General features: G+C 70.0%; 14 protein-coding genes. 3 read left to right on the top strand and 11 right to left on the bottom strand.

Features of this window, described 5'->3' with window-relative positions; all coding sequences use genetic code 11:
- Positions 1-3: 3 nt before the first annotated feature.
- On the bottom strand, positions 4-273 hold the full coding sequence (gene infA / locus ACT80S_RS16285; RefSeq protein WP_377417731.1) for a translation initiation factor IF-1: 270 nt from the start codon (positions 271-273) through the stop codon (positions 4-6).
- A 249-nt stretch (positions 274-522) separates the two neighbouring features.
- Between infA and ACT80S_RS16280 the strand changes: the two genes are divergently transcribed.
- Positions 523-840 carry an ATPase with chaperone activity gene (locus ACT80S_RS16280; protein ID WP_377417729.1) on the top strand — a complete coding sequence of 106 codons (318 nt, stop codon included), beginning with the start codon at positions 523-525 and terminating at the stop codon, positions 838-840.
- Between the two features lie 32 nt (positions 841-872).
- Here the strand turns inward: ACT80S_RS16280 and ACT80S_RS16275 are convergent, their stop codons facing one another.
- From ACT80S_RS16275 to ACT80S_RS16260, 4 genes are read right to left on the bottom strand one after another with little or no spacing between them, the layout of a single operon-like run.
- Positions 873-1,901 carry a TRAP transporter substrate-binding protein gene (locus ACT80S_RS16275; RefSeq protein ID WP_377417727.1) on the bottom strand — a complete coding sequence of 343 codons (1,029 nt, stop codon included), beginning with the start codon at positions 1,899-1,901 and terminating at the stop codon, positions 873-875.
- Positions 1,902-1,938: 37 nt separating this feature from the next.
- Positions 1,939-3,231 carry a TRAP transporter large permease gene (locus ACT80S_RS16270; protein ID WP_377417725.1) on the bottom strand — a complete coding sequence of 431 codons (1,293 nt, stop codon included), beginning with the start codon at positions 3,229-3,231 and terminating at the stop codon, positions 1,939-1,941.
- A 4-nt stretch (positions 3,232-3,235) separates the two neighbouring features.
- Positions 3,236-3,742, bottom strand: coding sequence for a TRAP transporter small permease (locus ACT80S_RS16265; protein ID WP_377417723.1), 507 nt, complete (start codon positions 3,740-3,742; stop codon positions 3,236-3,238).
- On the bottom strand, positions 3,739-4,242 hold the full coding sequence (locus ACT80S_RS16260; RefSeq protein WP_377417721.1) for a gluconokinase: 504 nt from the start codon (positions 4,240-4,242) through the stop codon (positions 3,739-3,741). The genes ACT80S_RS16265 and ACT80S_RS16260 overlap by 4 nt, the downstream gene beginning before the upstream one ends.
- 182 nt (positions 4,243-4,424) lie before the next feature.
- Here ACT80S_RS16260 and ACT80S_RS16255 point away from each other — a divergent pair, with 182 nt between their 5' ends.
- Positions 4,425-5,450 (top strand): LacI family DNA-binding transcriptional regulator, encoded by a 1,026-nt coding sequence (locus tag ACT80S_RS16255; RefSeq protein ID WP_377417719.1) that lies wholly within the window; start codon positions 4,425-4,427, stop codon positions 5,448-5,450.
- Positions 5,451-5,502: 52 nt separating this feature from the next.
- Here ACT80S_RS16255 and ACT80S_RS16250 read toward each other — a convergent pair whose 3' ends face one another.
- The 5 genes from ACT80S_RS16250 to ACT80S_RS16230 all read right to left on the bottom strand — a co-directional run bounded on the left by ACT80S_RS16250 (position 5,503) and on the right by ACT80S_RS16230 (position 10,785).
- A complete protein-coding gene (locus tag ACT80S_RS16250) occupies positions 5,503-6,420 on the bottom strand; it encodes an aldo/keto reductase (protein ID WP_377417717.1) in 918 nt (305 codons plus the stop codon).
- Positions 6,417-7,502: a tartrate dehydrogenase gene (locus ACT80S_RS16245; RefSeq protein ID WP_377417715.1), complete on the bottom strand. Its 1,086-nt coding sequence runs from the start codon at positions 7,500-7,502 to the stop codon at positions 6,417-6,419. The genes ACT80S_RS16250 and ACT80S_RS16245 overlap by 4 nt, the downstream gene beginning before the upstream one ends.
- Before the next feature lie 46 nt (positions 7,503-7,548).
- A complete protein-coding gene (locus ACT80S_RS16240) occupies positions 7,549-8,559 on the bottom strand; it encodes an aldo/keto reductase (protein ID WP_377417713.1) in 1,011 nt (336 codons plus the stop codon).
- A gap of 8 nt (positions 8,560-8,567) precedes the next feature.
- The gene (locus ACT80S_RS16235; RefSeq protein ID WP_377417711.1) at positions 8,568-9,539 is read right to left on the bottom strand and encodes a tripartite tricarboxylate transporter substrate binding protein; all 972 of its coding nucleotides are present in this window, start codon (positions 9,537-9,539) and stop codon (positions 8,568-8,570) included.
- A 112-nt stretch (positions 9,540-9,651) separates the two neighbouring features.
- A complete protein-coding gene (locus ACT80S_RS16230) occupies positions 9,652-10,785 on the bottom strand; it encodes a mandelate racemase/muconate lactonizing enzyme family protein (protein WP_377417709.1) in 1,134 nt (377 codons plus the stop codon).
- A gap of 167 nt (positions 10,786-10,952) precedes the next feature.
- On the opposite strand from ACT80S_RS16230, the gene ACT80S_RS16225 reads away from it, so the two are divergent.
- Positions 10,953-12,020 (top strand): tartrate dehydrogenase, encoded by a 1,068-nt coding sequence (locus ACT80S_RS16225; protein ID WP_377417707.1) that lies wholly within the window; start codon positions 10,953-10,955, stop codon positions 12,018-12,020.
- Positions 12,021-12,075: 55 nt separating this feature from the next.
- Here the strand turns inward: ACT80S_RS16225 and ACT80S_RS16220 are convergent, their stop codons facing one another.
- Positions 12,076-12,291: a hypothetical protein gene (locus tag ACT80S_RS16220; protein ID WP_377417705.1), complete on the bottom strand. Its 216-nt coding sequence runs from the start codon at positions 12,289-12,291 to the stop codon at positions 12,076-12,078.
- Positions 12,292-12,539: the final 248 nt, after the last annotated feature.

The raw sequence follows: 12,539 nt of genomic DNA, 5'->3' as shown, positions 1-12,539 counted from the left end.
GCCTCAGCGGCGCACCGGCGGCCGGGCGCCACCGGCCGGACCCGGCCCGCGGGGGGGCAGGTGGCGGAACATGATGCGACCCTTGTTCAGGTCGTAGGGGGAGAGTTCGAGCGTCACGTCGTCGCCCGCGATGATGCGGATGCGGTGCTTGCGCATCTTGCCGCCGCTGTAGGCGACGAGCTCGTGCCCGTTCTCGAGGGTCACGCGGTAGCGGGAGTCGGGCAGGACTTCGGCCACGCGGCCGCGCATTTCAATGAGTTCTTCTTTGGCCAAGGGAGCCTTTCTAGCGCGGCGACCAGGCCGCAATGGCGATCCGCCCGCGCGGACCGGCGCAAGCGTGGATCAGGGATGGAAGCGGGGCCGACGCTGCCGGCCGGAGGGTGGCAACCTGCGGGAGTGCCTTGCGAGAAGGCGGCGGGTTGCGGGGAGGTTGCGCTTCGGGTGAAGCTGGCAGTGCTCTCGATTGTACGTGACGGGCCGTCCTCACGGGCGCGTGGGGGCTTGCGGGTATGCTGCGGCCCCATGGACGACTCGCACCAGATCGAGGTACCGCCCTCGTTCACCCAGCTCTACGCCGCGCCCGGCGGCTACAAGCTCACCGAACCCATGGCCGCGGTGCGCGAACGCTACGAACTGTGCGAGGACCTCACCCAGATGCTCACCGAGCAGGCCTCGAACACGCTGCATGCGCTGGGCATCACCGAAATCGACGTGCTGGAGAAGATGGGCCAGGCGCTGGCCGCGCCCGGCTCACCGGTGCAGCCGGCCGAGGCGCGCTGGGTGGTGCGCCGCCTGGCCGAACTCCTGCACTGGGAAGACCCGGGGCCCGGCGCGGCCTGAGCCGCAGGACCGGGACCGGGGCCGCGGGCCGCTTACTTCTTCGCCGCGCGGATCTTGGCCAGTTCGGCCTGGGTCTCGTTCCACAGGTCCATGCCCACGCTGGCGCCGATGGAGGCGTAGACGCGGGTCAGGCCGTTGCGCATGCGGGCCGACTCGGCGGGCGACAGCTCGTTGACCTGCATGCCCTTGGCCTTGAGTTGCGCGGTGGCGGCGGCGGCCTCTTCACGGGTGTCCTTGCGCTCGAAGTCGCGGCTGGCGACGGCGGCGTCCATCAGCACCTTCTTCTCGGCGGCGGAGAGCTGGTCCCACCACTTCTTGGAGACCAGCACGATCCACGGGCTGTAGACGTGGTTGGTCATGGTCAGGTACTTCTGCACCTCGTAGAACTTGGACGACAGGATGGTGTTGACCGGGTTCTCCTGGCCGTCCACCGTGCCCGTCTCCAGCGCGGAGAACAGCTCGGAGAAGGCCATCGGCACGGCGTTCGTGCCCAGGCTCTTGAACGACTCCAGGAACACGTTGTTCTGCATCACGCGCAGCTTGATGCCGTTGAGGTCTTCCAGCTTGTTGATCGGGCGCTTGCTGTTGGTCAGGTTGCGGAAGCCGTTCTCCCAGTACACGAGGCCCACGAGGCCCTTTTCCTGGAGCTTGTCGATCACCTTCTTGCCGATGGGGCCGTCCAGCAGGATGTCGGCTTCCTTGGCGTTGTTCACGAGGAACGGGGTGTCCCACAGGGCCATTTCCTTGGTGATACCCACCAGGGTGGCGGTGGAGCCCACCATCATTTCCTGCGCGCCGCCGATGAGGGCCTGCTGCATCTGGTTGTCGGAGCCGAGGGCGGCGGCGCCGATGGCGCGCACCTTCATCTTGCCGCCCGAGGCCTTCTCGACCTGCTCGGCGAACAGCTTGACGGCGCGGCCCTGGTTGGACTGCTCGTTCAGGCCGTAGCCGAAGCGGATCAGGCGGGGCTTGATGTCCTGGGCCTGGGCCAGGGCGGCGAAGGGAGTGGCCAGCGCCAGGGCGGCGGCCGAGGCGACGAGGGCGCGGCGGAACAGGTTCATGGAAGTCTCCAGGGAGGGAAGTTGACGGGGGAAAGGGTCACCGCATCCACGCCACCGGCGCGGTCACGATCTGGGGGAACAGCACGAAAAGCAGGAGGATCAGCGTGTAGGTGACCAGGAAGGGGTTCACCCCCTTGATCACCTGGTGCATGGACAGCCGGCCGACGCCGGCCACCACGTTCAGCACCGTGCCCACCGGCGGCGTGATCAGGCCGATGGCGCCATTGAGCACGAACATCAGGCCGAAGTAGACCGGGTCGATGCCGGCCTTCACCGCGATGGGCAGCATCACGGGCGCGAAGATCAGGATGGTGGGGGTCAGGTCCAGCGCGGTGCCAATCAGCACCAGCGCCAGCATCATCACCAGCATCAGCAGGCGCGGGCTCTCGATCAGCGGGCCGAGCCAGGCGGTGAGAACGCCGGGCAGGTCGGCCAGCGTGATCATGTAGCTGGCCACCTGTGCGCCGGCGCACAGGAACATGACGATGGCGGTGGTCTTGGCCGCGCGCACCAGCACGTGGCCCAGTTCGGCGACCTTCATCTCGCGGTGGATGAACAGGGCCACGACCAGGGCGTAGAACGCGGCGACCACGGCGGCCTCGGTGGGCGTGAACACGCCGGTCTTCATGCCGCCGATGATGATCAGGGGCATCACCAGGGCCCAGAAGGCCTTGGCCGTCACGCGCAGGCGCTGGGCCATGGGCACCGGCACGCCCTCGGGCAGGTCGATGCGGCGCAGCGTGAGCTTCCAGGCCACGATCAGGCCCGCGCCCATGATCAGCCCCGGCACCACGCCCGAGAGGAACAGCGAGGAGATCGAGGTGTTGGTGGTCACGCCGTAGATCACGAAGGGCATGGACGGCGGGATGATGGGCGCGATGATGCCGCCCGAGGCCACCAGGCCCGCGGAGGTGGCCATGGGATACCCCTGCTGGCGCATCATGGGCAGCAGGATGGTGGCCAGCGCCGCGGTGTCGGCCAGCGCCGAGCCGCTCATGGAGGCCATGAGCACCGCCGCGCCGATGGCGACGAAGCCCAGGCCGCCCTTGATGTGGCCGACCCAGGCCTGGGCCATGTCGATGATGCGGCGGCTGATGCCGCCGGCGTTCATCAGTTCGCCCGCGAGGATGAAGAAGGGCACGGCCAGCAGCGGAAAGCTGTCGACGCCGGCCACCAGGTTCTGGGCGAGCAGCTGGGTGTCCCAGAAGTCCAGTACCCAGGCCATGCCGGCGCCGGTGAGCACCAGCGCCAGGGCCATGTTCAGGCCGATGCCCATGAGGCCGAGCATGCCGGCCACGAAGACGATGAAAGCGAGTCCTTCTGCGCTCATCACGTCACTCCACGTCCATGCCGTGGCCCAGGTCCAGCGGCTCATTCCTGATCAATTCGACCAGCGCCATGACGCCGATGGCGGCGGCGCTGAGGAAGGCCGGCAGCGGCAGCAGCGCCGCGGGGTACTGCAGCACGACCGAGCGGCTGTCCAGGCCCACCACCACCTGCTGCCAGGCGCCCCAGGCGACCAGGCCGGCCGCCAGGATCACCAGCAGGCGGATCACCACGGTGATGCCGGCCATGGCGACGCGGCGCCGACGCAGCAGGCCCACCAGGCTGGTGAAGGCCATGTGCTCGCCGGCCGGGTAGGCGGCGGTCGCGCCGATGAACACCATCCACACGAACAGCAGGCGCGAGAGCTCCTCGCTGGCGGCCACGCCGCTGCCGAAGCCGTAGCGCAGCACCACGTTGACGAAGACGGCCAGGGCCATCACGCCCAGGCAGGCGCCCATGGCGAGGTTCGCCACGCGCTGGACCGGGTGGGCCGGCTTGTTGCCCGCATCGCTCATTGCGTCTCTCCTTGCAGCCAGGCCTTCACGCCGGCCTTGAGTTCGGGCAGCGGCAGCCGCGCGTCCACGCGCAGCACGCCGGGCTCGCCCACGGGGGATTCCAGCGTGGCGAACTGGCTGTCGACCAGGCTGCTGGAGAAGAAGTGCGAACCGGCGCGGGCAGCCACCCGGCGGGCGGCCTCCTCGCGGTCGATGTCGAGGAAGACGAAGCGCAGGCCCGGCGAGGCGAAACGCAGCAGGTCGCGGTACGAGCGCTTGAGGGCGGAACAGGTCAGCACCGTGCCGCCCTCGCCCACCTGCAGCTCGCGGCCCAGGCGCTCCAGCCAGCCGGCGCGGTCGGCGTCGGTCAGGGGGACGCCGCGGGCCATCTTGTCCCGGCTGTCGGCGCTGTGGTGGTCGTCGCCCTCCACCAGGCGCAGGCCCAGGTCGGCCGCCACCGCGGCGCCCAGGCTGGACTTGCCGCAGCCGGCCACGCCCATGAACACGATCGAGGAATCCATCTGGTTATCTTGGATAGCGCTATCCCATCAGGGAAAAAAAGCAGCGAACGCCTTGGCGGTGGACTGTCCACTCCGTCTCCAGGTTCGCTGCCTGCGGTGAAACCCTGTACCCGAGCTTCACGGATAGCGCTATCCTATGCGGTGACGCGCCACCACCAATAAGTAGAAACCCGGATTTCCCCATGCCTCCTGCGCCTTCCCGTTCCCGCGCCACCGGCCGCGTCACCCTGGCCGATGTGGCGACGCTGGCCGGGGTGAGCCCGATGACGGTGTCGCGCGCCCTGAGCGGGGCGCGGGCGGTGGACCCGGCCCTGGTGCAGCGGGTGCGGGAGGCGGCGGCCAAGCTCGGCTACGTGCCGGACCCGGCGGCGCGCGCCCTGGCCTCGCGCCGCAGCAGCCACGTGGCGGTGCTGATCCCGCTGCTGACGAACGCGCTGTTCGTGGACCTGCTGGAGGCGGTGCAGCGCACGCTGCGCCCGGCGGGCTTCCAGACCCTGATCGGCATCACCCACTACGACCCAGCGGAAGAGGAGCAGTTGCTGCGCGAGCAGCTGCTGCACCGGCCGGCGGGCATCCTGGTCACCGGCACGGAACAGGGCGAGGCCTCGCGTGCGCTGCTGGCGAGCAGCGGCGTGCCCTGCGTGCACGTGATGGAGGCGGTGGCGGGGCCCGGCGAGTACACGGTGGGCCTGTCGCAGGAGGCGGCGGGCGCGGCGATGACGCGGCACCTGATCGACCGCGGGCGCCGGCGCATCGCCTTCGGCGGCGCCCAGCTGGACGCGCGGGTGATGCAGCGCATGGCCGGCTGGCGCCGCGAGCTGCAGGCCGCCGGGCTCTACGACCCGACGCTGGAGTGGATGCGGCCGGACCCCTCGTCCATCGACCTGGGCGGGCGCATGTTCGAGCAGATCGTGGCGCAGCGGCCGGCGGTGGACGCGGTCTTCTTCTGCAACGACGACCTGGCCCAGGGCGCGCTGCTGGCGGCGGTGCGCCTGGGGATCGAGGTGCCGCGGCAGGTGGCGGTGGCCGGCTTCAACGACCTCACCGGCAGCGACCAGATGCCGCCGCCGCTGACCACCGTGCGCACGCCCCGCGCCGAGATCGGCGAGGTGGCGGCGAAGATGCTGCTGGCGCTGATGGCGGGGCGGCCGGTGGAGACGCCCTGCGTGGACCTGGGGTTCGAGCTGGTGGTGCGGGCCAGCACCTGAGGCCGGCGCCGGCGTCCTTCCGCCCTTTTTCGCGTCGCCCCTTTCCGGGGCCTCAGGCCACCTCGTGGCCGTTGGCGAGCTCGTACAGCTCGAACCAGGTCTGGCGGTCCATCGGCACCCGCAGCGCCTGCGAGAGGGCGGCGATGCGATGCGGCTGGTTCGACCCCAGGACCGGCAGCACCTGCGCCGGGTGGTGCAGCAGCCAGGCGACGGCCACCGCGGTGGCGTCGGTGCCGGCGGCGCGGGCCAGCGCCTCCAGGCGCGGCGCGAGGCGGGCCGCCGCGGTGCCCGGCGTGGCGGCCTCGGCATGCAGGCGGCCGCCGCCCAGGGGCGACCAGGCCATCACCGGCATGCGGTGCTGCTGCGCGTGCGCCACCTGGCCGTTGGTGAAGGGGGCGGTGTGCAGCAGGCCCAGCTCGATCTGGTTCACCTGCAGGCGGTGCTTCATGCGCGATTGCAGCAGGTCGATGTCCCAGGGCATGAAGTTGGACACGCCCGCGCCGCGCAGCTTGCCCGCGTCGATCAGGCCGTCCAGGCAGGCGCCCAGCTCGGTGGCGTCCATCAGCGGGTCGGGGCGGTGGATCAGGAGCAGGTCGATCACGTCCACGCCGAGGCGGGACAGCGAGCGGTCCACGCTGGCGCGCACGTGCGCCGCGCTGGTGTCGTAGTGCTTCACCCGCGTGCCGGGGCACTGGGCGCTGCGCAGCATGATGTCCGTCTTGGTGACCACCTCGATGCGGTCCTTCAGCGAAGGCCGCAGGCGCAGGGCATCACCGAACAGGCCTTCGCAGGCGTAGTCGCCATAGATGTCGGCATGGTCGAAGGTGGTGATGCCCTGCTCCAGGCAGGCCTCGATGACGCCGGCGACGGCACGCGCCGAGGTGTCGGGTGCCTCGGACAGCCGCCACAGGCCGTAGGCGAGGCGGGAGAGGGACTTGCCGTTGGGGAGGGTGATGCGGCTGGACCTCACAGGGCTTCGGCGATCGCCTTGCCCAGGTCGCTGGTGGTGTCCTTGCCGCCGATGTCCGGCGTGCGCGGCGCGCCGCTCTTGGGATCGAGCACGGTCTCGATGGCCTTGAGCACGGCGTCGTGGGCGTCCTTGTGGCCCAGGAACTCCAGCATCATCGCGCCGCACCAGATCTGGCCGATCGGGTTGGCAATGCCCTTGCCCGCGATGTCGGGCGCGGAGCCGTGCACCGGCTCGAACAGCGACGGGTACTTGCGGTCCGGGTTCAGGTTGGCGCTGGGCGCGATGCCGATGGTGCCGGTGCAGGCCGGGCCCAGGTCGCTCAGGATGTCGCCGAACAGGTTGCTGGCCACCACCACGTCGAAGAAGTCCGGGCGCTGCACGAAGTGCGCGGTGAGGATGTCGATGTGGAACTTGTCGAGGGTGAGGCCGGGGTACGCCTTGGCCATCTCGGCGACGCGCTCGTCCCAGTACGGCATGGTGATGGCAATGCCGTTGCTCTTGGTGGCGCTGGTCAGGTGCTTCTTGGGACGCGACTGCGCCAGCTCGAAGGCGAACTTGAGCACGCGGTCCACGCCGATGCGGGACATCACGGTCTCCTGCATCACGATCTCGCGCTCGGTGCCCTGGAACATGCGCCCGCCGATGGACGAATACTCGCCCTCGGTGTTCTCGCGCACGATGTACATGTCGATCTCGCCGGGCTCGCGGCGGCTGCCGTCCTTGCGCACCACCGGGGCGACGATGCCGGGCATCAGGCGCGCCGGGCGCAGGTTCACGTACTGGTCGAACTCGCGGCGGAACAGCAGCAGCGAGCCCCACAGCGAGACGTGGTCGGCAATCTTCTCGGGCCAGCCCACCGCGCCGAAGTAGATGGCGTCATGGCCGCCGATCTGGTCCTTCCAGTCGTCGGGCAGCATCTTGCCGTGCTTCTCGCAGTAGTCCCAGCTGGAAAAGCCGAAGTGGTCGAACTGCAGGTCGATGCCGAACTTGCTCGCGGCCGCCTCCATCACGCGCACGCCCTCGGGCATCACTTCCTTGCCGATGCCGTCTCCGGCGATCACGGCGATGCGTTTCTTGCTCATCTCCCTAGCTCCTTGAAAATCAGTCGGGGTTGTCAATCGGTTCGAATCACGACCGGGCGATGCGCCCGGTCAGCGGGTATTGCGGGTCGTTGTAGCCGTAGGTCGAGGCATAGCCGGGCGGCACCAGGGCATCGACCACGGCCTCGTCCTCGGCGGTCAGGCGCACGTCGAGCGCCTGCAGGTAGTCGGTCCACTGCGCCAGGGTGCGCGGACCGCCGATCACGCCGTTGATGCGGCGGTTGTTCAACACCCAGGCGATGGCGAAGTGGGTCGGGCTCAGCCCGCGCGCGCTGGCGTGGTCCTTGAGCTTCTGGGCGACCACCATCGACTCGGGGCGGAACTCGGTCTGCAGGATGCGGCGGTCGCCGCGCGCGGCGCGCGAGCCCTCGGGCGGCGGCGCGTCGGGCAGGTACTTGCCGGAAAGCACGCCGCGCGCCAGCGGGCTGTAGGCCACCACGCCCAGGCCGTAGTGGTCGCACGCGGGCAGCAGCTCGGCCTCGATGCCGCGGGTGACCGCGCTGTACGGCGGCTGGCACACGATCGGCTGCGGGATGCCCATGCGCCGCGCGGTCTCCACCACGCGGGCGATGCGCCAGCCGCGGAAGTTGGACAGGCCGTAGTAGCGGATCTTGCCCAGCTCGATCAGGCGCGCGAAGGCCGAGAGGGTCTCCTCCAGCGGCGTCTCCTCGTCGTCGCGGTGCATGTAGTAGACATCGATCCAGTCGGTGCCCAGGCGGCGCAGGCTGTTGTCCGCCTCCTGCATCAGCCAGCGCCGCGACAGGCCGCGGTCGTTCGGTTCGGCGCTCATGGGGTTGGCGACCTTGGTGGCCAGCACCCAGCGGTGGCGGTCCTGCGCGATCAGCCGGCCCGTGATGCGCTCGGACTCGCCGCCGGCGTAGTTGTCGGAGGTGTCGATGGCGTTCAGGCCGGCGGCGCGCGTGGCCGCGACGATCTCGCGGGCCTGCGCCTCGTCGGTCTGGTCGCCGAACATCATCGCCCCCAGCCAGAGCCGGGGCACGCGCAGGCCGCTGTGGCCCAGGGTGTGGAAATCAGGCATCCGGTCGATCACTCCACGGTGAGCTTGATCTGCTTGACCAGGGACTCGAAGGCGTCGAGCTCGGACTTGATCTGGGCCGCCATCTGGGCCGGCGTGTTGCCCACCGGCTCGGAGCCCATGTCCAGCAGCTGCTTGCGCACTTCGGGGTTGTTGATGATCTTCACGATCTCGGCATTGAGCTTGTCGACGATGGGTTGCGGCGTTCCCGCGGGCGCGAGGATACCGAACCAGGTGCCCACGTCGAAGCCGGGCAGCACGGTCTCGGACAGCGCGGGCACGTCGGGCAGGGCCGAGGAGCGCTTGGCGGTGGTCACGGCCAGGGCGCGGGTCTTGCCGCCCTTGACCTGGGGCAGCGCCGAGGTGACGGTGTCGAACATGACCTGCACCTGGCCGCCGACGAGGTCGGCCACCGCGGGGCCGCTGCCCTTGTACGGCACGTGGACGATGTCGGTGCCCGAGCGCAGCTTGAACATCTCGCCAATCAGGTGGTGCGCGGTGCCGGCGCCGGCGGAGCCGTAATTGAGCTTGCCGGGCTGGGCCTTGGCCAGGGCCACCAGCTCCTGGATGGTCTTGGCCGGCACGTTGGCGTTGACCACCACCGCGTTGGGCACCATGGCCACCACGGTGACCGGCGCGAAGTCGCGGCCGAAGTGGTAACTGAGCTTGGAATAGACGTTCTGCGCGATGGTGTGGTGGGCCGCGCCCATGAGGAGCGTGTAGCCGTCGGCCGGGGCCTTGGCCACCATCTCGGCGCCCAGCGTGGCGCCGGCGCCGGCGCGGTTCTCCACCACCACGGGCTGGCCCCAGGCGGTGGTCAGGCGCTGGCCCACCAGGCGGGCGAGCACGTCGGTGGTGCCGCCGGGGGCGAAGGGCACGATCAGGCGGATCGGCTTGCTCGGGTAGGCCTGCGCCTGCGCGAAGGCCGGCACGCTGGCGAGGGCCGCGAGGCCCAGGGCGAAGGAACGTACGAAAGCTTTCATCTCGGTCTCCTCGTGTCGTGCGGGTGCGGCCCGCCTGCTGGTTGCGTATTGTGGGTGCGTTCGATCCGGGCGAAGCCCCTGCCCGTGTCGCCTGCGCGATCCGCGCCGGGCCTCAGAGGATGCGCTCGCCGTACTTGCGGATCGCCGCCTCGGACAGCGTGAGCCCCAGGCCCGGCTGCTCCTTGAGCTTCATCTTGCCGTTGGCGATCTTCGGCGCGTCCTCGAACAGCTCGGCCTGCAGCGGGTCGCGCTCGGGGTCGGTGAAGGCCTCGACGATCAGCCCCGCGGGGCTGGAGGCCACCAGGTGGGCGTGGATGAAGCAGTCGTGGTGCGGCGCCACCTGCACGTGATTGAGCTCGCACAGGCCGGTGAGCTTGCGGCCCTCGGTGAAGCCGCCCATCATCGTGCAGTCGAACTGCAGGATCTGGATCGCCTGCTCCTCCAGCATGGCGCGGCAGCCGTAGCTGGTGATCTCGCTCTCGCCGCCCGACAGGGGGATGCGGGTCTTCTGCGCCAGCAGCTTGAGGCCTCGGCGGTCGTCCTCCCAGCGAATCGGCTCCTCCAGCCAGCGCGGGTTCAGCGCCTCCAGGCGCTGCGCCGCGTCGATCGCGGTGCGCAGGTCCCAGGCGCGGTTGGGGTCCACCATGAAGTCGGCGTCGGGCCCGATCACCTCGCGCATGACGGCCATGCGCTCCACGTCCTGCGGCACGGGGATGCCGCCGGCCTTGGCCTTGAAGCCGGTGTGGCCCTGTTCCACCAGCATCTGCATCTCGTCGCGCAGCTCGGCGTTGTCCTTGCCCTCGCGGTAGTAGCCGCAGGTGACATAGGCCGGCACCTCGTCGCGGTAGCCGCCGAACAGGCGGAACAGCGGCAGGCCGGCGGCCTTGCCCACGATGTCCCAGCAGGCGATGTCGACCGCGGCGCTGATGCGGACCAGGGCCTCGCGGGACCAGCCCTTCTCATTGGCCACCTTGCTCGTGGTCAGGCCGAACAGCTTCTGGTACAGGCGCTCGGGCGCGAGCGCGTCCTCGCCCACGATCTGCTCGGCGAGGCCGCCCTTCCAGGCCTTGATCGCGAAATCGATCGGGGTGTAGCTGGTGGCCAGGCCGAAGCCCTCGATCCCCTCGTCGGTGTGGAGGCGCACCAGGATCTCGTTGGCCGTGGGCACGATGAAATGGCTGGTCCAGTGGGGGCGGGCCTGCGGCGGGGCGCGCAGGGCGAACACTTCGAGGCGGGTGATCTTCATGGGAATGCCTGTCTCCTGTCTCCTTCGGCGGCGACCACTGTAGGCAGTGCCGCGCCCCGGCACCATTCGCCTGTGGCGAAGGCTGCATTCGCGCGGGACGAACCCCCGGGCCGGTTAGAGTCTGCGGCTTCGACATACGGCAATCGAACCGACCGGAGACAACCCCCATGAAGACCTATCGCATCGCCACCATCCCCGGAGACGGCATCGGCAAGGAAGTGATCCCCGCAGGCGTGGAGGTCATGCGCGCGCTGGCCACGGCCTCGGGCAGCTTCGCCTTCGAGTTCGAGGATTTCGACTGGGGCGGCGACTACTACCGCGCGCACGGCCGCATGATGCCGGACGACGGCCTGGAGGCCCTCAAGGGCAAGGACGCCATCCTGTTCGGCTCCGCCGGCGACCCGCACATTCCGGACCACATCACGCTGTGGGGCCTGCGCCTGAAGATCTGCCAGGGCTTCGACCAGTACGCCAACGTGCGGCCCACCCGCATCCTCCCCGGCATCGACGCGCCCCTCAAGCGCTGCGGCCCGAAGGACCTGGACTGGGTCATCGTGCGCGAGAACTCCGAGGGCGAGTACGCCGGCGTCGGCGGCCGCGTGCACCAGGGCCACCCGATCGAGGCGGCGACCGATGTCTCCATCATGACCCGCGCCGGCGTGGAACGGATCATGCGCTTCGCCTTCAGGCTGGCGCAGTCGCGCCCGCGCAAGCTGCTGACGGTGGTCACCAAGAGCAACGCCCAGCGCCACGCCATGGTGATGTGGGACGAGATCGCGGTGCAGGTGGCGAAGGAGTTCCCCGACGTCAAGTGGGACAAGGAGCTGGTCGACGCCGCCACCGCGCGCATGGTGAACCGCCCCGCCACGCTGGACACCATCGTCGCCACCAACCTGCACGCCGACATCCTGAGCGACCTGGCCGCGGCGCTGGCGGGCAGCCTGGGCATCGCGCCCACCGGCAACATCGACCCCGAGCGCCGCTACCCCTCGATGTTCGAGCCGATCCACGGCTCGGCCTTCGACATCATGGGCCAGGGCCTGGCCAACCCGGTGGGCACCTTCTGGTCGGTGGTGATGCTGCTGGAGCACCTGGGCGAGAACGCCGCGGCCCGGCGCCTGATGCAGGCCATCGAGGCCATCACCGCCAACCCGGCGCTGCACACAGGCGACCTGGGCGGCAAGGCGAAGACGGTGGATGTGACCCGCGCGGTGTGCGCGGCGCTGGCGGGCTGAAGGGCCTGGCCTGCCCTGGCCGCCACGCCTTGGCGTGGCGCCCGGGCCGCATCGCTCAGGCCGGCTGCGCGCAGACGTCGCGCAGGGTCTTCACCACCAGGTCCTGCACCTCGATCACGCCGGCGACGAGGCGGCGCTCGCGCTCGCCGGCGAACTCGCTGACCTTCGCGCGGAACTTGCCGACATCGCCGAACAGTCCCGGATCCAGCACCCGCATGAGATAGCCGCGAACCTCCAGCGGCACGCGCGAGTCGACCTGGCCCGCCAGCATGCCAGGCAGCTGGATCGACGACCCCGAGCCCCGGTGGCCGCCTACAAGGTGCCGCGCCGGGTGAAGTTCGTGCGCATGGACGACGTGCCGCAGACCGCCACGCGCAAGGTGCACCGGCTGAAGCTGCACACCCTGTTCGAGGCGTGACCGCCGCCCCTCACTCCAGCGCCTGGTCGAACAGCGCCTTCTGCCGCGCCTCGATCGCGCGGACCTGGTCCTCGGTGCGCTGGAGGCGGTGTCGCGCGAAC

The organism is Ramlibacter sp. MAHUQ-53, from assembly GCF_052600055.1.
The sequence above is the reverse complement of the archived record's forward strand: the minus strand, read 5'-3'. Positions and strand labels throughout refer to the sequence as shown.

What these genes read in the sequence shown, in the direction of transcription:
- ACT80S_RS16255 (WP_377417719.1), top strand. Translation starts at nt 4,425, where the DNA reads ATGCCTCCTGCGCCTTCCCGTTCCCGCGCCACCGGCCGCGTCACCCTG.
- ACT80S_RS16260 (WP_377417721.1), bottom strand. Translation starts at nt 4,242, where the DNA reads ATGGATTCCTCGATCGTGTTCATGGGCGTGGCCGGCTGCGGCAAGTCC.
- ACT80S_RS16225 (WP_377417707.1), top strand. Translation starts at nt 10,953, where the DNA reads ATGAAGACCTATCGCATCGCCACCATCCCCGGAGACGGCATCGGCAAG.
- ACT80S_RS16220 (WP_377417705.1), bottom strand. Translation starts at nt 12,291, where the DNA reads ATGCTGGCGGGCCAGGTCGACTCGCGCGTGCCGCTGGAGGTTCGCGGC.
- ACT80S_RS16235 (WP_377417711.1), bottom strand. Translation starts at nt 9,539, where the DNA reads ATGAAAGCTTTCGTACGTTCCTTCGCCCTGGGCCTCGCGGCCCTCGCC.
- ACT80S_RS16230 (WP_377417709.1), bottom strand. Translation starts at nt 10,785, where the DNA reads ATGAAGATCACCCGCCTCGAAGTGTTCGCCCTGCGCGCCCCGCCGCAG.
- ACT80S_RS16280 (WP_377417729.1), top strand. Translation starts at nt 523, where the DNA reads ATGGACGACTCGCACCAGATCGAGGTACCGCCCTCGTTCACCCAGCTC.
- ACT80S_RS16275 (WP_377417727.1), bottom strand. Translation starts at nt 1,901, where the DNA reads ATGAACCTGTTCCGCCGCGCCCTCGTCGCCTCGGCCGCCGCCCTGGCG.
- ACT80S_RS16240 (WP_377417713.1), bottom strand. Translation starts at nt 8,559, where the DNA reads ATGCCTGATTTCCACACCCTGGGCCACAGCGGCCTGCGCGTGCCCCGG.
- ACT80S_RS16265 (WP_377417723.1), bottom strand. Translation starts at nt 3,742, where the DNA reads ATGAGCGATGCGGGCAACAAGCCGGCCCACCCGGTCCAGCGCGTGGCG.
- ACT80S_RS16270 (WP_377417725.1), bottom strand. Translation starts at nt 3,231, where the DNA reads ATGAGCGCAGAAGGACTCGCTTTCATCGTCTTCGTGGCCGGCATGCTC.
- ACT80S_RS16245 (WP_377417715.1), bottom strand. Translation starts at nt 7,502, where the DNA reads ATGAGCAAGAAACGCATCGCCGTGATCGCCGGAGACGGCATCGGCAAG.